The 22,821-nt window shown below is 70.0% G+C and carries 14 protein-coding genes; 2 read left to right on the forward strand and 12 right to left on the reverse strand.

The annotated features are described in order from the left end of the window. Window positions 1–16 precede the first annotated feature (16 nt). The 3 genes from LLH23_23965 to LLH23_23975 form a co-directional block, all read right to left on the reverse strand. Window positions 17–4,603 (reverse strand): discoidin domain-containing protein, encoded by a 4,587-nt coding sequence (locus tag LLH23_23965; GenBank protein ID MCE5241532.1) that lies wholly within the window; start codon window positions 4,601–4,603, stop codon window positions 17–19. Between the two features lie 80 nt (window positions 4,604–4,683). Continuing rightward, entirely contained in the window at window positions 4,684–6,534 is a 1,851-nt protein-coding gene (locus LLH23_23970; GenBank protein MCE5241533.1) for a beta-N-acetylhexosaminidase, read from the reverse strand. A 30-nt stretch (window positions 6,535–6,564) separates the two neighbouring features. Continuing rightward, window positions 6,565–8,343 carry a sugar phosphate isomerase gene (locus LLH23_23975; GenBank protein MCE5241534.1) on the reverse strand — a complete coding sequence of 593 codons (1,779 nt, stop codon included), beginning with the start codon at window positions 8,341–8,343 and terminating at the stop codon, window positions 6,565–6,567. A gap of 131 nt (window positions 8,344–8,474) precedes the next feature. On the opposite strand from LLH23_23975, the gene LLH23_23980 reads away from it, so the two are divergent. Beyond that, window positions 8,475–10,781: a hypothetical protein gene (locus LLH23_23980; GenBank protein ID MCE5241535.1), complete on the forward strand. Its 2,307-nt coding sequence runs from the start codon at window positions 8,475–8,477 to the stop codon at window positions 10,779–10,781. Window positions 10,782–10,952: 171 nt separating this feature from the next. Beyond that, window positions 10,953–11,747, forward strand: coding sequence for a hypothetical protein (locus LLH23_23985; GenBank protein MCE5241536.1), 795 nt, complete (start codon window positions 10,953–10,955; stop codon window positions 11,745–11,747). 12 nt (window positions 11,748–11,759) lie between these two features. On the opposite strand, the gene LLH23_23990 is transcribed toward LLH23_23985, so the two are convergent. From LLH23_23990 to LLH23_24030, 9 genes are all read right to left on the reverse strand, one after another. Further along, window positions 11,760–13,124 (reverse strand): radical SAM protein, encoded by a 1,365-nt coding sequence (locus tag LLH23_23990; protein ID MCE5241537.1) that lies wholly within the window; start codon window positions 13,122–13,124, stop codon window positions 11,760–11,762. A 41-nt stretch (window positions 13,125–13,165) separates the two neighbouring features. Continuing rightward, the gene (locus tag LLH23_23995) at window positions 13,166–13,921 is read right to left on the reverse strand and encodes a hypothetical protein (GenBank protein MCE5241538.1); all 756 of its coding nucleotides are present in this window, start codon (window positions 13,919–13,921) and stop codon (window positions 13,166–13,168) included. 60 nt (window positions 13,922–13,981) lie between these two features. Further along, window positions 13,982–15,049: a hypothetical protein gene (locus LLH23_24000; GenBank protein ID MCE5241539.1), complete on the reverse strand. Its 1,068-nt coding sequence runs from the start codon at window positions 15,047–15,049 to the stop codon at window positions 13,982–13,984. Window positions 15,050–15,054: 5 nt separating this feature from the next. Next, on the reverse strand, window positions 15,055–15,864 hold the full coding sequence (locus tag LLH23_24005; GenBank protein ID MCE5241540.1) for a hypothetical protein: 810 nt from the start codon (window positions 15,862–15,864) through the stop codon (window positions 15,055–15,057). Window positions 15,865–15,982: 118 nt separating this feature from the next. After that, a complete protein-coding gene (locus tag LLH23_24010) occupies window positions 15,983–16,843 on the reverse strand; it encodes an AraC family transcriptional regulator (protein MCE5241541.1) in 861 nt (286 codons plus the stop codon). A 33-nt stretch (window positions 16,844–16,876) separates the two neighbouring features. After that, complete coding sequence (locus tag LLH23_24015) at window positions 16,877–18,106, reverse strand: lactate racemase domain-containing protein (protein MCE5241542.1); 1,230 nt, start codon at window positions 18,104–18,106, stop codon at window positions 16,877–16,879. Then, complete coding sequence (locus LLH23_24020; GenBank protein MCE5241543.1) at window positions 18,106–19,416, reverse strand: hypothetical protein; 1,311 nt, start codon at window positions 19,414–19,416, stop codon at window positions 18,106–18,108. The genes LLH23_24015 and LLH23_24020 overlap by 1 nt, the downstream gene beginning before the upstream one ends. Before the next feature lie 94 nt (window positions 19,417–19,510). After that, window positions 19,511–21,343 (reverse strand): carbohydrate binding domain-containing protein, encoded by a 1,833-nt coding sequence (locus tag LLH23_24025; GenBank protein ID MCE5241544.1) that lies wholly within the window; start codon window positions 21,341–21,343, stop codon window positions 19,511–19,513. Between the two features lie 165 nt (window positions 21,344–21,508). Then, entirely contained in the window at window positions 21,509–22,798 is a 1,290-nt protein-coding gene (locus LLH23_24030; protein ID MCE5241545.1) for a Gfo/Idh/MocA family oxidoreductase, read from the reverse strand. Window positions 22,799–22,821 lie beyond the last annotated feature (23 nt).

A 22,821-nucleotide genomic window follows, 5' to 3' on the forward strand; every position in this document is an offset into this window, starting at 1 on the left:
GGGAGAGACGTGCGCCCTACAGAACCTCGATCTCCCGCAGCCACAGGATGTTCGGACGGGCCGCGTTGCCGCCGCCGGGGGCCTGCAGCAGGCGCAGACGACTCGTCTCCACCGGCGGGAAGCTGTGCACGGACATGTCGCGGCCGCCCTGACCGGCCACGGTCGCCACGTCGCGCCATGCCCCGTCCACGAAGGCCTGCACCGCGTAGCTGCGCGAGGTCCAGGTGTTCGCCAGATCAATCGCCCAGTAGATGAGCACCGTCTTGAGGGTGACTTCCTGCGGGAAGGTCAACTCCACCCAGTGCTCCCCCTTGCTGTCCGCGGAGGCCCAGGCGGCCTTGTCCCACGCCACGCCCTCGGTGTCGGTCACGCCATCGGTGAGGGGCGCCGTCGTGTAGCCGCTGTAACTGCTGTCCGCGGTCACCTGGACCCCCGGCAGCAGCGCCAGGTCGGGGTCGGCTTCGGCCAGGAAGACATCGTCGAACCAGGCCGTGCCCGGCTGGTTGCGGTGCAGCAGGTAGAGCGTCGCGTCCTTGACGGGCTTGCTCACATGGATGACCTTCTCGGCGAACTGCCACCCCGCAGCGTTGCGGTCGAAGGTCGCGACTTGCCCATATAGAGCGCCCCCGCCCACATAGTGCAGGTCCACGTAGAGCGCGTAGTCGGACGAGCGGGCGGCGCTCGGGGTCGGCGCCTGCTCCGTCTGGCCGATGGTCATCACCTGCTCGGCGCCGCCCCCTGGCTTCTCATGCTTGCTCCAGCCGCGCAGCACCAGCGGCCGCGCGACGGTCTGGTTGAGCACGATCGCCTGCACCGCACCGGCGTCGGCGCCGGTGGCCCGGATGGCCTGCTGCCCCCCATGCTTCACCTGCGGGTCCAGCACGTAGCCGCCCTTGCCGTAGGCGCGCCAGTTGGCAGCCGTCGCGCCCTGCGTTTCCTCAAAGCCCGCGTTCTTGAGCAGGTTCGCGGCCGCAGGCATATAGAGTTGGGCATACTGGTGGTCCTGCTCGCCGCCTTCCCAGGACACCTTGACGGTCGTCTCGCGCCAGCCGGTCTGCAGGTCGGCGCCGGCGGTCAGGACGATCGGCAGCTTCAGCTCCGCTCCCGCCTTCATCTCGACCGTCTCGGTAGTGACCGAGGAGCTGAAGCCCGGCGGGGCGGTCACGGCCACGCGCACTGCCAGCGGCCGCTCACGCCGTGTGTTGCGGGCCACGAGCAGCAGCCGACGCACCCGTCCCGTCTCATCCTGCCCCTCGTCCGTCAGTGAGCTTTCGCAGGGCGAGACCACGGTGTAGGAGGCGTCGCGCTCAAGGCTGAGCGTCTGGCCCCCGGCGACCCGGGCGCGGGCGATTGCGCCGACGCGCTCCCCGCTGCCCACGCCCCCCTGGGGGCTGACGACGAACTGCAGCGTCCGCGTCTGGCGCGGCGCCAGGCTGAATGCTCCCGGGCCGAGGCCGCCAGCGGCCAGGCTGACCTGGACCTCCTGCAGCGCCACGGGCCCGGCCTGGACCGTCACCTGGAACGCCGCCTGCTCGCCCAGCGCGACCTGGCCGCCGCCGGTGAGGGTCATCTGCCAGCCGGCGAGGATCCCGCCCGCCCGCCGCAGACGACCCGCGCTCGCCTCCAGGGCCGAGGCAATGCCCCCGTAGTCGGGCGTGTCGCGGCGCACACCGGCGACCTGCTGATCCAGTTGTCCGGCCTGATTCAGCACCTGCCCGCACAGCGTCGCGTCGGCGGTCCGGGGCGCCGAGGCCGCAAGCTGCCGCAACTGGTCGGCCCGTTGCTGCAGCGCCGTCGTCAGCTTCTCATCGGCCGCCGACGGCGCGACGGGCGCCACCGGCAGCAGCGTCGTCTGCTTCCCATCGTCGCCCACGGTGACGATGCTCGGGTCATCGAACCAGAGCGTGCCTGTGCCCTCGCCCTGGTGGGTGCCGACGAGGGCGAACATGACCGAGGCCGCATTGTCCGGGGCGGTCGCGTCCAGCTCGATCTGCTGCCAGTCGCCCGTGGCGCTGATCGAGGGGCTATTCACGGCCGGGGTGTCCTTGCCGGCGGCGTCCTTCCAGCGGATGTAGAAGCTCAGCGACCCCGGTGTCGGAAGTTCGGCCTTGCCCCAGAGCGAGAAATGGACCTTGCGCCCGCCCTTGACGGGCAGGTTGACCGACTGCACCGCGCGGGCCTTGCCGGCCATCGTCACCCGCGTGGCGCGGGGGGCCGAATGCACCGTCTTGGTGTCGGAGGCGAAGACGACCTCCCCCTCGCGGTACGGAGCGAAGCCCGTCGGGGTGCCGGTGTCGCCGGGATCGGTCTCGAAGTTGATCGCCACCGTGGGGTTCAGGCGCTCCCGCAGGCGCGACTGCGCGATGGCGCCATAGCGCGCGGCTTCGCCCAGGTCGAAGGAGGCCAGTTGCTGGTTCGCCGACGCGAAGGCCAGCACGGCCGCCCGTCGCGGCGCCAGGGTCAGGCGTACGCGCGCGCCGCCCCCTTCGCGCCGGGTGAGGGGCACCGCTGTTCCGTCCACGAGGTTGACTGCGCCGGTGAGGGGCCGCAGCGGCATGCCCTCCAGACGCGGGCCGCCCTCCGCAGGCCGCGGCGGGGTCGGCGGGTCCACATCGAGGTCGAAGGTGATCGGGGCGCCCTCGCGGGCGGGGTTGTAGGCGACCAGGTGCGGAACCAACTTGCCGAAGCGCTCGACGACGATGCTCGGGTCGCTGGCGGCGGCGCCCGTGACCGGCTCCCAGCCGGCCAGCGCCAGCCGCTTGACCAGCGGGGCGTATGCGATGAAGAGCGAACGATACTTATTGTACCAGTCGGGCCGCTCCCAGAAGTTGTAGTAGAAGCTGGGGTCCGTGTTGCTGAAGATCATGAACAGGCTGGGCTCGGCCGCGTACGGCAGGCAGGCGTGCATGTAGTCCACGAGATACGGCGTCAGGTCGCGGTCGAAGCGCTCCTCCAGGCGCGGCTTGTACAGCAGCACCAGGGGCTTGTGGTACATCAGGGCCCGCGCGTAGGTCAGGTAGCTCAGACGGACCGGCGGGCTCTCGATGGAGGGCTCTTGCTCGGAGCCGCCCAGGTCGAGGTACTGCAGCGAGAAGGGGAACTGCGAGGGGATGCCGTTGGCCATCACGAGCCGCCCGGAGGCATGCATCTTGTCCGCGACCCGCTGCAGAAACTTGTACGAGCTGAAGGCCCCGCACAGGATCGGGCGCTTCGTGTCGGGGCTGAAGGTCAGGGGTGCTGAGGCAAACGCGAACTGCTCGGCGGCGTAGTTGTCCAGCGGCCGCTCATCCACCCCGTCAAAGTAGAACCCATCCAGGAACGAGCCCGGCTTGTTGTAGGTAGCGAGGTCGCGGTCCACCGACGCCATGGTCTCGGTGCCGGTCGTCGGGCCCTTACCCAGTTGCCCCAGGTCCGGGTCGGCGTTGGCCGGACACATGGCATACCAGCCCAGGTAGCCGGTCTTGTGCGGCGCCCAGTGGGCCTGACCGACGGTGTATTGCAGCCCGCCCTGGGCGTTGCGCCCGGCGCAGTTCATGATGATCTGGGCGGCCTTGCGCGTGGCGGGGTTGTCGGACTTGAGGTCCTCGGCCAGCTTCTGCTGCACGAACTCCGGCGTCGGCTTCTCCTGCCGCTCGGGCATCCACAGCATGGCCCAGTGCGGGGAGATGTAGCGGAAGCTGTAGATCCCGTGGGCCTCGTCCCACGGGATGTTCGAGGCGCCCTCCTGGAAGGCGAAGTTGAAGTCCTCGGGGTCCTGCACCCTGGCGATGTCGGTGAAGGGCATCCAGAGGCCTTCCTTCTCGCTCCGGCGCGCGAAAGCCTCGGGGAAGAGGGCGTAGTAGGCGGCCGTAGCCGCGCGGAAGCCCTGCCGCGCGCCGGCGACGGTGCGCGCGTCGGGGGTGTAGATGACAAGCGAGAAGTCAGCCCGCGAGGGGAAGGCCTTCGTCAGCGGGCTAAGGCCGAAGTCGAAGTCCAGCGTGAAGCACTGCGCAGCCCCGTCGTAGGCGAGGCGGTGCACGACGAAGCGGTCCATCGGCACGCCGAGGCACAGTTCCCCCGGCGCGGCCGAGATCGCGCCCCAGGGGAAGGCCGAGGTGTTCCCGGTGGCCCCGACGCCGGTGTGGTGCAGGTTGGCATAGCTCCCACCGGCAATGGGCTCCTGGTTGAGGAGGTCCTGCCACCACACGCCGCCGGCCGCCTGGACCGGCAGGGCGAAGCGCACGGTGATCGCGCGGTCCTGGCCCGACAGGTCGTGTACGAAGCCCTGCACTTCCACGGCGCCGGGGCGGGCGCGGTAGGTGGCCGCGAAGTCCAGCTTGAGCGCGGCGTTCGTGCCGGCCTGGCGCAGCCCACCCTCGGCGGTCGCGACCGCGCCACCGGCCGCCACGAACTGCCCGTCAGCGGCCGCGTCGCGCAGGAGCAAGCCGGACAGCGCCCCCTGCGTCAGTGGCCAGGGCTTGTCGCCCACAGAGAGACTGGTCACGGCACCGTCGGGCCCGAGGCCCAACTTCAGCCCTCCCGAGGCGATGAGCTGCTGCGCCTGGGCAGGCAGGGCTACCACTATCAGCAGCCCGAAAGCTGCCAGGAGCTGTTGCGTCTTCATGGGTTCACCCTCCGACCAAGTCACTCCGCGTGGGCGGGTTCGTCCTCCAACCCGCATGGCTCACCGGCACACCGCGCGCGTCAGAACACCCGCGCCCCGCTGGCCAGCGCCCGGTAGCTCAGGGAGCGCTCGGGCAGGTAGACGCCCCGGGCCGCCTCGTCCAGTTCGGCGACCCCCTTGATCTCGCCCGCGAGGAACTCCCCGAGGCGTTGGGCCAGCTCGCGGTAGCGCACCGTCTGCCCGGCGAAGCGGATCTGGATGACCTCCAGGCCGAAGGGCTGGCAACACGCCAGCCACCGCCGGCGGAAGGAGGCGCCCAGGTCCTCAGCCAGCTCGGCGAGGGCCGTCGCCTCACCGACCAGCGGCTGCAAGGCCGCTCGGTCGCGCGCATCGTGGGCGTCGAACAGCTTCGCTGCCAGGGCCGTCTTGGCCGCCAGGAACCGCGCCACCAGCGCGGCATGACCGAGGTCGCCCGCAGCTGTGTCGCCGGCATGGGGCGCGAGGGCTGCCGCCACTGCGCGGTAGTGCTCCGCCGCCTCGCGCAAGGCGTCCGTGCCGTCCTTGGCGGCGTGCCGCAGGTACATCGCCTGCAGCGGATCGTCCCACAGGACGCTGCACACCTGCAGCCGGTCGTTGAGGCGCGAGGCCTCGCGGTGGGCCGCCAGGTCCGACCCGCACACGGCCGCGAAGCGCCGCGCGAGGACCGCCTCATCCACCGTCCCGTCGCCATGACACTGTTCGGCCATCAGGGCCACCCCGGCCAGCGAGGAGTCCACGTCCCAGAACGCCCCGTCATCGGACCACAGGGCGAAGGTCATCTCACGCAGGCCGGCCTCGCGGCACGCGGTCACGCACGCGCCGCCGAACTGCTCGGTGCGCCGCCAGTCATGCCACGGCGTCGGCCAACTCCAGATGCCCGAGGCCATCACGGGTTCATAGCCCAGGGCGCGATGGGCCTCGATGCGGTCGCGGTAGTGCTGCGGGTCGGGGCTGTAGTAGTCCCAGTACGCCAGGTCCACGTTGCGTGGCAGCGCGGCACGCACCTCATCGGGGATGCGGCTCTTCTGGTCGTAGTGGGTCGTCCCACCGGCCAGGCGGAAGAGCACATCGGACCATACCATGGGGCGCACGCCATGCCGCTCGCAGGTCCGCGCCACGAGTTGTAGGTGCTCGGCGTAGGTCTCCAGCCCGCGCCGGTAACCGTGCTTGTCCAGGTAGCGCCCGCGCCCCAGGTCATACGTCTCGTCCATGCCCACGTGCAGCCGCCGGCTGCGGAAGGCCTTGGCCCAGAAGCCGACCATCTTGTCCACGAGCACCGCCGTGCCCGGGTCGCCCACCAGCAGCGTATGCTCCGTGTCGCGGACACCGGAATAGGGCGGCCACTTGAGCGCCTGCTCCAGGTGCCCCAGCGCCTGGATGCTGCCGATCATCTCGATCCCGAGCGTCGCGGCGTACTCATCCAGCTCACGCATCTCGGCGAGTGTGTATGAGCCGCGCTGGTAGCCGAAGGCCGGCTCATCCGGCAGGCGGTACCCGGCCTCGGTGTAGACCATGGCGGTGTCATAGCCGAGCAGCACGAGCCGGCGCAGCCACGTGCGGAAGTGCCCCGAGGTCACGGTGCAGTTGTGGCCGCAGTCCAGCAGAATGCCCAGCGTGGTGAAGGCCGGCGCGGAGCCGGTGTCATCATCCAGCCCCGCCAGCAGCGACCCGAGCGCCCGGCCGGCCTGCGACAGCGGGCCATAGCGCACGGTGGCCACGCCCCCGGCCCGCTCGATGGCATAGCCGGGGCGGTCGGGCTCGTGGATCAGGCGCACGGTCGCGGCGGCGGTCTCGTACAGCGGGTACTCCTCGCCCAGGCAGCGCAGCATCGCGACCGCCTCGGTGGGCGTTCCCTCGGGGCTCCAGGTCAGGGAGGGGTTCTCGGTAGACATGGTTTCTCCTGTCGGCACGGATGGGGTCGGCTACACGCGCCCCAGGCGGCGCACGGTCTCGGCCACCGGGGAGGTGCGCGCCTGCCCGGGCCGGGCGTTCGCCTGCTGCTCGGCGATGGTGCGATGCAGCTCGACACAGGCCGTCTCGTAGTCCACTCCGGTCAGCTCGGACACGAGCCGCGTGCCGCGGTCAATGAGCTTCTTGTTCGAGCACTCGACGTTCGCCATCCAGTTGCTCACCAGCCGCCCCAGGCGGCCCATGGTGGCGGTCGAGACCGTGTTCAGCACCAGCTTGGCGGCGAGGCGGTCCCACAGGCCCAGCGGCGTGGCTGTCAGGCGGCAGGGCACGTGCAGCGCCTGTTCGACCCCGCCCAGGTCCGCTCCGGCTTCTCCGATGGTGACAGCCAGCTTGCGGCCGAAGGGCTCCGCCGCCTCGGCGAAGGCCGCCTGCCACACCCCTGCGCCTGGCGCCGTCGTCTCATGGGACAACAGCACCCGCATGGCGGCGTTCGGCTCGACATCGGTGCGGGAGGGGTCGGGCTCGCAGCCGATGAGGAACTTCAGCAGTTCGGCGCCGCTCAGGGCCGGCGGGTTGGAGACAATCCGCAGGGAGGCCCCGAGGGCCCCATAGCGGGCCGGGGTCCAGTCCAGGCAGCGCGACTCGCGCCCCAGCACATGCCGCCAGGCCTCCGGCGTCGCCCGCACCGGGTCCTTGACGAAGGCCCACGACGGCGGGGAGACGAGATCATCGGACTTGCGGAAGGGCGGCAGCATGAACGTGGGCGCGCGCTCAGTGGTGTCCGTGAAGATGTCCAGGAGGCAGTCGCCGGCATAGTACGTGATGCGCCCTCCGGCGGCGTACAGGCCGTGCTCCAGGTCCACCCACGCGGCGATGGCAGCCACGGCCTCGGGAGCGGCCAGATCATCCAGCAACGCTGCGAACCGGGCCGCGCTGTCCACGGGCTGTAGCCACGCCGCCGGCAGGGCCTCCAGGGCCGCAGCGGGCAGGACCTGCGGCAGCAGGCGCAGCAGGGCCTGCTCCAGCGCGCAGCCGACGGCGAGCAGCTCTGCCGTCGTCGCCTGCATCCGCGTCGAGCCCGCGACACCCATGGGGCCGGTGGCGAGGTCGAGCACGGTGACGCCGGGGTCCTCGATGACGCGGCGCGAGCGCTCGATATGGGCGCTGAGGATGTCCGCCGGGTTGTTGAAGACGAAGAAGCGGCGCTGCCCTCTCTCCCCCGCCTCCAGCAGCGTGCCGTTGACCGTGGAGGTCTCGCCGCCCTCGCTGATGGCCACCAGCACATCGCCCGCGCTCAGCCCCGCCTCGATGACCTGCTGCTGCCCGAAGCTGAGGTAGTCCTCGAAGCCCTCGACCGAGCGGATCAAGGCGTAGTCGCCGCCGGTCATGATGCTGACGACCTGATCGCCCAGCTTCGCCGCCAGGGCCGCCTGCGTGGGCTGTTGCTGCGCCAGGTTCAGCCAGAAGTGCCGCCACATGGCTTCGAGCATGATGCTCAGGCGTCCCGTGGCGCCACAACCGGAGAAGCACACGCGGTGACCGCCGGCGATGGCCTCGGTCAGCGCGTCTACCAGTTGTGCCACGGCGTCGCCGGCCAATACCCGGTGCGCCAGGGCCGCGACATCCTGATCCACCCCCTGCAGCAGCCGCACCCCGGCCGCGCAGTCCTCCTGCAGCGTCTCGGCCAGCCCGCGGGTCCGGGGGTGGGACTGCTCGGTCGGCAGCATCCCCAGGTGGAACTGCGTCTCCTGGGTCAGGAAGTGCTCGGCCTGGCGGCGATAGTCATCCATGTCTCTGCTCCTCATCGGCAACGCTGTCATCCCCGGCGCGCGACCAGGCCGGAGGTCCGCAGGGCCCCCGGCGCGAAGTGGCGGCCAGACCCGTCTCGGCCTCGCCAACCACCACCCCGAGGGACTCCACAATGTGGCGCAGCTTCAGCGTTCTGTGTCTGTTCTCCTCCCTGACTCTCGCCGTGGGGCAGACGGCCTGGCAGGAAGGCTTCGAGCAAGCCCAGGGGGGCCAGCCGATCGGGTGGAGCTTCTCGGCCACCCGGGGCGCCGTCAGCGGGGCCTGGGACGCCTCCGAGCCCGCTGGCGGCCACTCAATCCGCCTGGAAGTCAAGGAGGCCGGCGGCCGGGCCACCTGGATCTACGGGCCGCGCCTGCCCCTGAAGCCCTCCACCTGCTACCGCCTGCAGTTCAGGGTGATGCGCGTGAACGTGCAGGCGCGCGGGCGTGCCTACGTGATTCTGTACGAGAACGGCGTCGAGGCCCCGGCCTCCTGGCACGTGAGCCCGTATCTGGGCGGCACGCAGGACTGGCAGACCTGCACGGTCACCTTCCGCACCCGCCCCGATGCCAGTTGGGGCCGCCTGCAGTGCAAGCTGTGGGAGGCGCCCGGTTACGCCTGGTTCGACGACCTGGTGCTGGAGGAAATCAGCCCCGACGCCATCTCCGAGGCAGCGGTGAAGCAGCGCCCCACACCGCCGGACGACGGCTCTCCGCTGCAGCTCATGTGGTATCCTGCCCAGCGGCGGCCGGACAACACGCTGCACCTGCTGCCCGGCGCGGTCAACCCGGCCGCGATGTTCTTCTGGGGGCGTAAGGACGAGGTGAAGGAGCCGGTCCTGATCGTCGAGACCCCGCCGCAGGTGACGGTGCGCGGGCCGGTGGTGTGCAGCCGCGAGACGATCCCGGAAGCGGTGGATATCAAGCCCGAGCGCGCCACCCGCGACGGCGCGGCGGCCCTGCGGTGGCGGCTGCCGATCCGCGCCGAGCAACTCACGGCCCGGCTGAAGCCCACCGGCCCGGAATGGACGGCCTACCACTTCATCTACGTGCAGCCGGGGGCGGGCTGCCCGCGCACGTTCACGTGGCGCTGGCAGACCGAGTGCGCGGGCAAGCCGGGGCCGTGGCACGAGCTGCCCGCCCAACTGGAGCCCCGCGCCGAGGGGAAGCTCAGCCGCGTCCCGTCGTTCCCGCTCTATGCCCAGCACACCGACGCCCTGCGCCTGCCCACGCGCCAGGAGCGGCAGGCGGTGCTCGACAGTCTCGCCTATGCCGGGATCGAGGGTGGGCTGGCGCTGGCCAGCCACCAGCGCGAGTGCCACCCGATTGACCAGGAGCTGGAGCGCCAGGGGTTCCACACGTGGGAATGGCTCTGGGACGGCTACAGCCAGAAGGGCGGAGAGGGCTTCCCCCTGGTGTACGAAGAGCCGAAGGGCCCCTCGCGCCTGATGTGCCCGCAGGCGCAGGCCGAGCGGGCCGAGCCCTGGTGGTCGAGCCTGTGCGAGACGTACCGCGCGCGCATCGAGCGCGACACGACGCGGCTCATCATCAACTTCGAGCCGCCGGTGTTCAACTGCTGCTTCTGCGAGCGATGCCGCAAGGCGTTCGCGGCGTGGGCGAAGTTGCCGCCTGAGCAGGTGGCCGCCCTGTCGCCCAGGCAGATCCAGGAACTGCCCGACGATGCCTGGGGGCGCTTCCGGGCGGCCCAGAACGGGCAGATCGTCAAGAACCACTGCGCCGCCATCCACGCGGCCAACCCGAGGGTGCAGGTGGGGCTGTGCGGGCCGCAGTACGACGACTGGACCGCCAGGCGCGGCATGGACATCCGCCAGTTCGAGCCCGACGTGGCCTTCCACGCGCCTATGATCTACACGGTGGGGCTGGCCTACGCCGATCCCATCCGCTCCACCTGCGAGAACACGAAGGCCCCCGTCATCCCCTTCGTGCTGGCTTCGGACCTGGCCGTGCCGCCGGTCTTCCCCACGGCCCAGGAACTGCGCACCAATCTGCTGGTGACCGCCGCCAGTGGCGGGGCGGGCGCGGTGCTGTGGGTGGGGATCGAGTCGCTGGACGGGGAGTACCTGAACGCCCTGCGCCAGGGCCTGCGCGAGATCGCGCTGCTGGAGCCGTACGTCCAGGGCGGCACGCGCATCGAGGGCCTCAAGCTGGACACCGTCCCCGAACGCACCCGCACGGTCAAGGTCGGGGACCAGAGCTTCGAGGTCTCGCCCTTCAACACGGGGACCTCGACGATGCGCCAGTGGGCCTGGCAGTCACCGCGAGGCCGCCTGTATGTGCTGGTCAACTACGACGAGTTGAATGCGAGGCGGATAGAGACGCCGGGGGCGAAGTCGCTGCTTGGCCCGGCGCCGACGACAGTGGCGGGCCGGTCGGTGCTGACGCTGCAGCCAGGCGAGGCGGCGGCCGTCGTGGTCAAGTAGCACGGGCGACAGCCGACCAGCAGCAGTAGGGCAGGCGGCCTCGCCTGCCCCGGCCCTGATCCGCGCGGGCGAGGCCGCCCGCGCTACTGACGAACGGAAGCGAGGCCGCCCGCGCTACTGGCATGGATCGGGCACGTACCGCAGCCGCAACACAGACAGAGAGGTTCGCTTATGTCATCCCTGCAGAGCAAGGCCTGGACGTGGGGCTACATGATCGCCGGTGACGTGCCTGGCGAAGTGCCGTTCGTGGGACGGTCGTACTGCAGCCTGGAGACAGCCGCCGCATACCTGGGGACGCCCAATGTCGTGTTCATGAACAGCAACCACGACCGAGGCACGCTCACCCCGGAGCATCTCGACCCGCTGGCCGGCTGCGAGCGCATCATCTGCGGCCTGCAGCACGGCGCGTATGCCGAGACCGCGCGGCAGGTGAGCGCCCTGTCGCGCACGCGCCCGAACATCGTTGGCGGGCTGATTGACGACTACCTGGACTTCCACGGCCCCAGCGCCAAGATGACCCCCGAGGAGACGCGCGCGGTCTACGACGCGCTCAAGAGCGAGAATGACGCGCTGCGCCTGACCGTGGTCCGCTACACGTGGCAGGACCAGGCCGACCTGCTCCCCTACCTGCCGTACCTCGATGCCATCAACCTGTGGGTCTGGGTGGGGAACACGTACGACTGGCAGGTGCGGATGAGCGCCGAGCTGGAGCGGATCGGCCGCCTGACCGGCAAGCCCATCCTGCTGGGGCTGTTCCTGCATGACTACGGCGGCACGGGCGGGCCGATGCCGATGGACGTGCTGGAGGCGCAGTTCCAGAAGGCCGTCGCCTTCGCGCGCAGCGGCTTGATCGAGGGCTTCGTCATCCTGCAGAGCGGCTGGCTGGACCGGGAGGACCATCGCCCGCAGGCCCAGTGGGTGCAGCAGTACCTGCACTGGGCCTACGGCACGACGACGGGGCGGTAGGCGGCCTGTGCGCTAGCCGATGGCCCCGGAAGCGGCTGCCCGGGCGATGCGCTCGGCGTCGGGGCCCCCGACCTGCTCGATCTGGCGCCGCTGTGGCGTGCAGTGCGGGCCGCAGTTGCACGGGTAGTTCCACGGGTTGCCATCCAGCAGGTCGGCCAGCGCCTCCCACATGCGCTGGGTCTCGGCGCACAGCGTCACCGGCGTCTCGGGGCTCAGGCGACGCGACTCGGCGATGACGTGGCGATAGACCTCCTCTTTCACCTCGAAGGGGAAGGGCTTCTCGCCATCCACCACGTGCTGCCAGCAGGTGCCGCGCTCCGCCTCGGCCTGCTCGGCGGCGGCGACGAAGGCGGGCTCGAGCGTGTCCTTGCCCATCGTCTCGTCCAGCTCGGCCACGCTGTCCACAAACACCATTTCCATGCTCAGGTTGTCGGGCTTGACGCGCGAGTAGAGGGTCTCGAACATCTGCGTCGTCTCCTCGCGCCAGCCCAGGTGCGGGATGATCGGCTTGAGCTTGAAGCGGATGGTGTAGCCGGCCTCCTGCAGGCGGCGGGCAGCCTCGATGCGCTCCTCCATTGTCCCGGTCTTGTCCTCATACCGGCGGCTGGCGGTGTGGGTGGACAGGGTCCACAGCATCATCGTGTGCCCGTTGTGCGGCAGCGACGCCAGGAAGTCGGTGTTGGCGCTCTTGGTGAACAGGATCAGGTAGCGGTCGTCACGGCGGGCGAAGTCGCGCACCAGCAGCTCGCAGGCCCCGTACTCGGGCTCGAGGGCGAAGACATCCTGCTCCACATCGTACCGGAAGGTCTTCTGCCAGGGCGTCTGGTCCACGAACTCGCCGACCTTGTCCACAAATTCCTCGACGTTGAGGTTCACCACGTACACCGAGCCGCGCTGGCAGTACGAGCAGCGATGGGCGCAGCCCCAGGCGGAGTGCAGGTCGTGCAGGCTCCAGCATACGTGCGCGGGGTTCCACTTGTCGCGCAGCTCGTAGTGGAAGAACGGCGCGGCCCCCAGCATCGCCAGGATGCGCCCGCCGGTGAACCACTGCTTGCAGTCGCCGTAGGCGGCGTGCGCCTCCACGCACCGCTGGTACAGTTCGGTCTTCGCCACTTCAGCCCGCTGCTCGGGCGTGAGCCACTTGAAGGCCGTGAACAGGAAGTCCGGGTCGCCCACGTCGCGGTAGGCGCCCTGACGGACTTCGCCGATCCAGCCACTGTCGCGGATGGCCTGCGGCAGGTCCTCGGGGGTGAGCACCTGCACTTCGGACATGCTGCGGCCCAGGCCGGCGACCAGACGCTCCAGACGCCGGACGTTGCGGTCATCCTGCAGCGCCCAGTCCATCGCGTACAAATGGCGTGGCTGGAGGTTGTACATGCGGTGATCTCCTGTTATGCGGCGGCGGCAGGCCGCCCCTGTCAGTGTGCGGCGACCAGCCCCAGCTTCTCATCGGGCGCCATCGGCACTACCCTGGCGTGCCACTGCTCGCCGAAGTGCTCGGCCATCCAGAAGCGCCCCGGGCCCCACCCGATCAGCCCAATGGCCGGGGACACGTCGTAGATGCCCACCAGCGTGAAGTCCCCGTCGGCCTTCAGCAGGCCCTTCTTGCCCTCGACGGTGTAGCAGCCGAACCACCAGTGGTCGTCGTGGTTGCAGACCGTCTGGATGCCCAGGTTGGTGTAGCCGCTCGGGAGCACGTGGGTGCGCAGGTAGCGCAGGTCGCCGTCGTACTCGTACGCGTAGTTCTCTTCGTAGCCCTGGGGCAGGCCGCCGATGATGAAGAAGTGGCCGTCGTGGGCCTCGACGCCCCCGGCCCCGAAGGTCGCCTCCGGCACGGGCACGATGCGCTCCAGGGACAGGTCCGCCGCGTCGTAGACGTAGACCTTGGAGTCCGCGCCCGGCCGGTTGAACTGGTTCGACCAGGCGACGTACAGCTTGTCGCCGGCCAGGCACAGGTCCCCGTGGTGGGTCGGGACCTCCACCCGCGCCAGCACCTGCCCCTGCAGGTCGGTCTTCACCAGGACATCGGTAAAGCTCCAGTACAGTGTGTCTACCGCGTTCCCGGCAATGCCCTGGAGGTGGTGGGGGTACTGCCCGTCGCAGATGACTTCGGCCGGCAGACCGGACGACGGCGCGGCGGACGATGCCGCCGCGCCGGGCTTGGGTTCCAGCATGACGTTCTCAGGCCTTCCTTCGGGCCGCCCGGCAGGCGGCCGTCACCCGGACCGCGCGCCTCAGTACCAGCCCTCGTCCTTCCGGGCCGGCGGCGGTTCGGGGGCGGGTGCGTCCGGGTCGTAGACGAGTCCCTTGTGATCGGCGGCGCGGTGCGCCGGCTCCTCGTCGAGGCGCCACGGCTTCGACTCGCTGAACACCGGACGAGTATTGAACTTGTTCGCGACGGTTCCCTTCTTCTCGACGTGTTTGAGGCAGCCGATGATGCAGCCGCGCGCGCCGCAGGCTGCCACAGGGTGGGCCGACAGGGCCTGCAGCGCCGGCATGGTCGGGAACATCGTCCGGCCCAGGTCCCACGCCTCCAGCCACGTGACTTCCTGCTCGCCAATCGCCATGCGCACACCGGGGAAGCGCTTGGCGAAGAACGGACCGCTGGCCTTGTTGAGGCCGAAGTGCGTCAGCTTGCACTTCCCCAGGTCCAGGTCGTTCCACTCGATCCGGTGGCCCTCGACCTCAATGGCGACGGCCTGGTCCGCCGCGATGGCGCCTGCCGGGCACTCGGCGACACAGCGCTTGCAGCGGTCGCAGAGCACGCCGGTCTCGATGGGGTCGGGCTCCAACTCGGCATCGGTGAGCAGCAGGCCAAGGCGCTGCCGGGGGCCGAACTCGCGGGTCATGAAGACCTTCGACCAGCCCATCTCGCCCAGGCCTGCCAGGGTCGCGGCGATGCGGTGCTGCACCACGACTTCGCGTGCCGGCAAACCGGGGCCGGGCGAGGGCGCGGCCGGCCCGAACTCGCGTTGGGTCGCAATGCCGCTGAGCGAGCAGGCGTCATGGCCGTGCTGCTCGACAAACCGCGCCAGCCGGTAGTTGGCCACCCCGAGCATGTGGTTGAGCCCGGCATAGCTGAAGATGTGGTACGACGGGTAGTGCGTCCCCTCGTCCACGCCGCGATGCGTGCCGCGGATGATGCGCTTGACGAAGGCGACGACGGAGCGCGCTTTGGGCATGATGTTGCGCGGGTGCATGTCGGGCGGGGCGCCATCGAAGCGCTCGATGTTCGCCACCCCGAGCTTGTCCACGCCGACGACGTTCAGGGCGTACTCACGCAGGGCTTCCTTGGTCAGCATGGGCCTCACGCCTCCTCTTTCGCCGGGCGGAAGGGCGAGGCGAACTTGCGGGTGAGCTTGCCGCTGTCTTCCAGGTGCGCCACGCAGGCCCGGCCGCACGCCGCGCCCAGCCGGAACGGCTCCGAGCCGGTGGAGTACGGCAGGCGGCTGATGCCGGTCTTGCACACGCGGCAGTTCTCGATCCGCAGCGGGTACCAGCCGGCTTCACCGGCACACAGCGGAGCGCGATGCAGCTCGGAGGCATTGAGCGCGGCGGCCGGACAGGCCACTGCGCAGGCACCGCAGTGGTCACAGACGCTGCCGGCGAAGGGCGCGTCGACCTCGAACTCGGCATCGGTGAGGATGATCGTCAGCATCTGCCGGGGACCGAACTCCGGGGTCAGCAGCCACTTGCCGCGCCCGATCTCGCCCAGCCCGGCGGCGTGGGCCGCGTAGTCGAACTCCAGGATGACGTTTGGCTCGGGCTTGTCAGGTCCGACACTGACGCCCTGGGCGCGCATGTCGCCGGCCTGGTGGAATATCGGCGTGGCTTCCCAGCCCTCGTTCTCCAGTCGCCGGCAGAGCTGGTAGGTCGTCTCCAGCGCCACGGAGCCGGGGATGCCCATGTTGAGGGTGTAGCCGGCCGTGCCCACCTCCATCCCTTGCAGCGACCCGCGCGGGATGCTGAAGGCCAGCACGATGACTGAGCGCGTCTGGGGCTGGATGGCCAGCGGGCTGGCCTCCGGGGCAAAGAGCGCGAACCGCTCGACCGGCGCCACGCCGATCAGGTCCACACCCATGCTCCGGGCGAGGTCTTTGAACTCCTGAGTTGTCACGGTAGATCCTCCCAGTCTGTGCCTGGTGGCAGTGTTCACGGTGGGAGTATACGCCGCGCGTCCCGGGGCCGAAATGGCCGCGGCGATAGTTGTGGTGGGACGGGACGATAGCACCCCGTCAGTCGTCCTGCAGCCTCATCTGCTCGCGGTAACGCGTCGGCCGCAGACCCGTGTGGCGGGTGAACACGCGGCTGAAATGGCGCGGGTCGGGGAAGCCGCAGCGTTCGGCGATCTCGACCGAGGTCAGGTCGGTGTGGGCGAGCAGCGCGCGGGCCTGCGCCAGGCGGCGGAGCGTGACGTAGCGCATCGGGGGCACGCCGAGGGCTTCGCCGAAGATCTGCCGCACGCGCACGGGGCTCAGGTGCATCAGCTCGGCCAGCCGCGCGACGGTCCAGCCGCCGCGCAGGTCGGCATCCACGGCCGCCAGTGCGGCGGTCAGGCGCTCATCGGCTGCACCGGCCGGGCGCAGCTCCCCGGCGGCCCCCAGCTCGCTGAGCCAGCGATCCACCAGCACGCGCGCCCAGCCCTCGGCGCCGAGGGTCACGACGCCCTCGCGCCCCCGCAGTTGCGCGACCAGTTCGTCCCACGGGGCCACGAGCGCGGCGAGGTCGGCGACCGTGTAGACCGTCGGCACGCGATAGAGCCGGAAGAAGTCCACTTCGCCCCACACGTGCATCTGGAAGCTGAGCACATGGCGCGTGGCCGGCCGGTCGGAGCGGTTCTCGGCCTGTGGCGAGCACCCCGGGGGGAAGAGCACAAGCGTTCCCGGCCCGCAGTCGCTCTCGCCCTCCGGCGTCCGCAGATGCAGCGTGCCCTCGGTGATGAGCCATAGCACGGCATGGTCGCGCCGACCAGGCTGCAGCGTCCAACCCGGCGGGACCGTCATGCGTGTCGCCCAATAGAACGCAAACGACAGCGCGCCGGCAAAGCCCACGTGCGGCAGGGGAGCGGAATGGAAGGGACTCTGGCTGGTCGGCATGGTCTTCCGTCTGCGACTGGCCGGTGTGGCGGGCTACACGATCCTGGGTATCTGCAGCGGCGCGACGGGGAAGACCGCCACCTTCGCGCGCCTGAAGCGCCGGGCCATCGCCGCCATGAGCCGGTCCCAGTCGTTGTCGCAGTACCAGTCGCGGTTCGGCGGGACGAAGCCCCGGCCATACTGCGGCGAGTAGAAGAACACCGGCGCCTTCATCAGCAGCTCGTCCGTGCGCGGCGCCGGCTGCAGCGGCGGGCGCTTCTTGAACTCCTTGAGCGGCCCGTGGTACAGCCCGTGGAAGATGCTGGGGTCGGCGAAGTCGCTCAGCAGCAGCATCGGGCAGCCGAACTGCAGCGCGGGCGCCTGGACTTTGCTGTACTGCGTGGCATCGGCATCCAGCGGGTAGCCGTTGCAGATGATGAGGTCCGGGTGGGCCTCGGCCATCGGCGTGTCCCCCACCTTGCGGGCCAGCGCGATGGCGGCGCGGTGGGCCTTGGTCGGGTCCCCGGCGTAAAGGCCACACATCTCCTTGCGGGAGTTGATGACGGCGCACAGGGACACGTTGAGGCCGAACAGCGCGGCGGCCTCCTCGATGTCGCGACGGGAAGCGTTCTCGCGGGGCGGACCGCCCCAGGGCCCCCCGGTAAGCCGCCCGTGGTGGAAGTGGGTCGTCGAGACATGGCAGATGCCCGGCAGCACCATCTTCGCCCCCCCGGCCCAGGCCACCAGCCGATGCGGATAGACGCACGAGATCGTCACCGAGAAGTCAGCGGCGGCCGCGACCTCATTCACGAGTACGGGCGTGCCGGCCGAGGTGAGGCCCATGTATGTCACGCGCGGGCTGTAGGCATCGTGCGATACAACCTGCCCGACCGTGTCGCACAGCGTCCCCAGGCGCCGGCGCACTTCCCGCCGGTTCATCGTCCGGTGGGCGCCGTTGCCCAGGACGATGCTGACCTGCCGGGGCGGGATGCCGGCTTCCTGCAGCTCGTCCAGGACGCGACGGCACAGCCACTCGGCGGGCGTGGGGCGCCGGAAGTCGTCCACCAGCAGCGTGGCGGTCCGCGCCCCGCGCGCGGCGACGGAGATCGGCTCAGCGCCCACGGGGTGCGCGAGGGCCCGCTGCACGTCCGCCTCGGCCATCGCCGGGCGGTCGCGCATCGGGCACACGGTGACGGTCCAGTTCGCCGGCAGCGCGAAGTCGCATTCGCTGTCATGGGTCGCCGACCCGACGCGCAGGCGCACCGTCTGGCCTCTCTTCGCCATCAGCGCAGTGCCTCCAGTCCGGCCACGGCGGTGTCGGCCCACAGCTTGCCGGTGCCCTGCGGGGCGCGCACGTGCCGGCACAGCCGCGTCTCGTAGCTGCCCTCGTCGAGCGCCTTGTCCGTGGCCACATAGCCCACGGTGCCGTTGGCGATGCCGATGTTCATCGTCTGGGCGAACGGCGAGCGGGCCTTGATGTCCAGGCCAATCTCGGTGAACACCTCGCCCGGCAGGCCGACAATGGCCAGGTCGCCCAGGCGCAGGCTGTGGATGGGCACGGGCCATTCGCTGGGCTCGTCCGCCAGCAGCACCAGCTCGCGCGCGTAGATCCACTCGGCGTCCTCCCACTTCTCGCCGCTCTCGTAGACCGTTCGGGCGGCCGCCAGCTCCTCGGCGGTCGGGGTGCGGGCGGGGAAGTTCACGTGCGCCAGCCGCGCCCCCAGCGGCACGTCGTCGCGGAAGTCGTCCTCGCGCAGGCCGCTCCAGATCCGCCAGGCCTCGGCGGCCACGACGTTGGCCACACGCTCGATCTCGAACGTGATGCCCTGGCTCACCCGCGCCGGGTTGGCGGCGTCAATGTTGTTCACATCGCCGAAGGTGCCGTTGGCCAGGGGGCAGACGAACTGCGCCCCCGCGCAGCGGTTCAGCGACCGGCCGAAGGCGGCGAAGTAGTCGGCGCAGATCACGTTGTGGTCCTCGCGCACGCCCACGTAGTGCAGGCTCAGGTTGCCCAGCGCGGCGATGGGCGCGCCCTCGGGGGTGCGCAGGACCAGCAGCCCCAGTTGCGGGTCGGTCGGGCCGGCGGGGCGCAAGGCGTCCGGGTTCTGGTGCCCCGGGTTCATCCGCACCGTGCCGTCCTTCATGTGCCAGCGCCGGTTGTGGACCTCGCCGGGACACGACCCGGCGGCATGGGCCATCTGGGCCGGCTGCAGGCGCTTGAGCGCCAGGGCGAAGGCATCGGCGATGCGGGAGGCGACCCATTCGGCATAGCCCTCTTCGGCCGGCGTGCCCAGCGCGCCGGAGATGGCCGGCCCGGTGTGGGTGTGCGTGCCGGCGATGAGGACGTTCTCGGGCGCGATCCCCGTGCGCTCGGTGATGAGAGCCTTGGCGGCGTCCACGACCTTCGTGGGTACCACAATGAGGTCGCAGATCACGAACCCCAGGGTCGTGTCGCCGTTGGACACCGCGATGGCCTTGGCATGCAGCGGGTCCATGATGTTGGCGGCGATGCGGTCGTTGAAGTAGCCGATCAGATGGCAGCCCAGGCCGGGCGTGATGTCCACCTGGGCGGCTCCAGCGGTCAGTTGGGGCATGGCACTCTCCTGTACAGCATTCAGTAAGCAGCAGCTACCGGCGGCCAGAGTTGGCCGTCGGTAGCGAACGGACCTCCTTGGCGGCAGGCGGCGGCTACTGGGCCGCCAGCGTGGCGCTGCCGTACGCCGGCAGCGACACCTTCAGCGTGTGATCGGCCACCTCGACCTCGCCGACGCCCTGCAGCCGTCGGCACTGGGTCACGTCCTGCGCCAGCTTCAACGTAACCGTCTGCGGCTGCGCGGTCGGGTTGGTGACGAGTACCCGGGTCTGCACTTCCGCCTGCCACGCGGCGGCCTGGACGTCCTTGTTGTCCACGGTGACGGGCGGCAGTGGCCGGCCGGTGGTGACCAGCTTGCCCGCCAGCGCCGTCTCCGCGTTCAGCTCCTTCATCCGCGCCCACAGCGGGGTCTTGGTCAAGTCCCAGCCGGGATCGTGCACGGAGTACCAACTGATGCCCTTGGCCCCGTTGATGAGCGCCAGGTAGACCATGGACAGCGCCTGCTCGTAGGTCGGCTGGTTGGCGGGCTTGTCGCGATCCATGACCCAGCCGCACTGCAGCACCGCCGTCAGGTGCTGCCACGGCCGCAGCACCGCCTTCGCGGCCTTGACGGTGTCGGACACCTGGGTCAGCGGGTTGCGGGGCAACGGGTACGGGTCCACCTGCAGCATGTCGCAGAAGTTGACCCAGAAGGGGAAGCTGGGTGGGCTGGCGATGGTCAGCAGCACCGGGTGGGCGCCGTCCAGCGCGCGGATCTCCCGGTAGGCGTTGGCGACCTCGTCCATGACGTCGGGCCGCAGGTCCGGCTCGTCAATGATTTTCCAGTTCAGCACCGCCGGATGGGTCTTGAAGGCCGCGACCTTGGCCAGCGTGTTGGGCAGGTTGGCGGCCACCTTGCCCCCGGTGTAGAAGGGCACGTCCATCATGATCCCGGTGCGCAGGCCCTCGTCCAGGAGCTTGCGGAAGTCCTCCAGCGCCGTCGGGTTCCCGCCCTGCACGGCGTTGAAGCCGTTCTCGGTGAGCAGCGGGTACTCGTTCACCCCGACATGGTAGGCGCCGATGGGGAAGAATGGCTTGCCCCCCACCAGCAGCGTCCCGTCCTCGGTCATGTTGGCGGAGCGGCGCACGTCGTAGGCGAACACCTTGACGGCCCCCGCGCCCGAGCCGAAGGTCAGCTTGAGCGCATAGTCGCCGGCCGGCAGCGCGGGGATGGTGGCCGTCACCACCAGCACGCCATCAGGCCGGGCTTCGGCCTGGGCGGAGGCAGCCGGCAGGGCGCCGCCCGCTCCGCCGGTCAGCGCCGCTTGCGGCTGCTGTTGGTCCCAGGCGTCGCGCAGACGCACATCGAGCTTCGCCGTGGTGGCCTGCCCCGCGGCGACCGCGATACGCACCGGATTGGTGGTTACCGGCGCCGGCGCCTCGGTCATCACGAAACTGACATCGTCGAACCAGGCCTCGCCCGGCGACATCAGGCGCAGCAGCAGGCTGGCACGCACGGTGTCGGGGTCGGCGGTAGCCTCCAGGGAGAGCTGCCGCCACTCCTCGCTGTCGAGCGTTACGGCGTCCGAGTACTGCCCCTTCGTGTTCGCGCCCTGGGCGTTGTAGTACTCGATCTTCAGAACAGCCTTCGTCTGGCCGCCCTTCACACCGCGCGCCCAGACACGCAGTGCGTACTTCGCGCCGCCCTGCAGGTCCTTCACCGACTGAGCCACGAACGGGTGCGACTGGTCCTCGGCGCTGAGCTTCAGCGAGGCCGCGCCCGTGTGGCCAACGGCCGTGTCGCTCGCGGCGTTCGCGGGCTTCACGAGGGCCCAGCCTTGCAGGCCCTGCTCAAAGCCGGGGTTCGCCAGCGTCCATTCCTTCAGCGGTTGGGCTGCACACATCGCCACCACCAGCATCCCCCACACTGACATCTCCATCCAACGCATTGCTTTGCACTCCTTGTCATATGACCAGACGCCCGCCCAGTGTTGCGTCCCCGAAGAGGCCGACCCTCCCCCGTAGGGCAGGCGGCCTCGCCTGCCCACCGTCGTCGCACGCGGGCGAGGCCGCCCGCGCTACTGGCGGATGAGACGGAACGGCGGGACACGCGCCTAAGGCTGCAGCGGCCGGGTGGTATCGAGCACCGCCCAGTCAGCGGGCGGCATGCCGAAGTCGGGGATCGTCATCCGCTCCCCGTCACGCTTCGCCGATTCGTGGGCCACGATCCCCGGGGCGTCGTACCGGGCCGCCTGCCACACATGGTTGGGCGGGAGCTTCTGCGCCACGACCGAGCGCACGAAGTCGTTGACCAGGAAGACATGGGTGCCATCGTGGCCGTTGGGCACGCCGGCGAACTCCACGGGCAGCTGCCACCATGGCTGGGCGTGCGAGAGGCCCAGGAACTTCTTGCCCAGGTACTCGCGTGGCAGGTCGCCCAGGTTCTCCTCCGTCACTTCCACCCCGTCGAACACGCGGATACCGCTGACATCCTCACGCCGCAGCGGCACGAGCTTGGCGGCCTCGCGGTACCGGATGTCGCTCGCCCGCCCGAAGTCCTCGGGGAAGTCGAGCCAGGTGAAGACGCCCTGGCCCGGCTGTTCCTCATAGGCCGCGCGGGTGCCCATGATGGTCATGCGCCCGTCGCCGGCGCCGACGCGGCGGAACTCATTGACCCGCGCCATGCCCCCGTCGGAAGTGCGGAAGAGCGCCGACTCGTTGCTGAACACATTGCCCCACAGGCTCGTCTCGGCGCGGAAGACGCCGTCGTCGTGGTGGTCCAGGTCCACCTGGCCAAAGCAGCACACCTCGGTCATGCGCCGGAACGTGACGCCGAGGACGAAGGCCGTGGAGTGCGTCGGGTAGAGCATCGGCGGGAAGCTGGCAGTCGGCTTCCAGGCATCGCCGCCGCTGTGCATGTACGAGGCGTAGAAGTGGGCCATGTCATGGTGGTACTGCCCCTCGCCATAGACGAACTCGCCGAACTTCCCGGCCGCGAACTTGTCGCGGCAGAACGTCGTCTGTGCCCGGTAGTAGCTCGTCTCCCCCAGCATGTAGATCAGCCCGGTGGACTTGACCGTGTCCACCAGCTCGTCCAACTCCTCCAGCGTGACGCCCGCCGGCACGGCGCTGTAGACATGCTTGCCGGCCTTGAGCGCATGGACGGCCTGAGGGCCGTGCAGCCAGCGCTGGGTGAACAGCGCCACACAATCGCAGTCGCTGCGGCACAGGGCCTCCAGCGAGTCGAAGGTCTTGGTCACGCCGAAGCGTGCCGCTTCCTTGGCCAGACGGTCGGGTATGACGTCGGCCAGGTACACTTCGGCGACATCCGGGTGCCGCTGGAACACGGGCACGAAGCACGTCCCGAACTGCCCGGCTCCACAAAGGCCAACCTTGATCTTCATCGGTCTGCTCCCTGACGAGGCCG

The organism is bacterium (assembly GCA_021372615.1).
Lineage (GTDB): Bacteria > Armatimonadota > Zipacnadia > Zipacnadales > UBA11051 > JAJFUB01.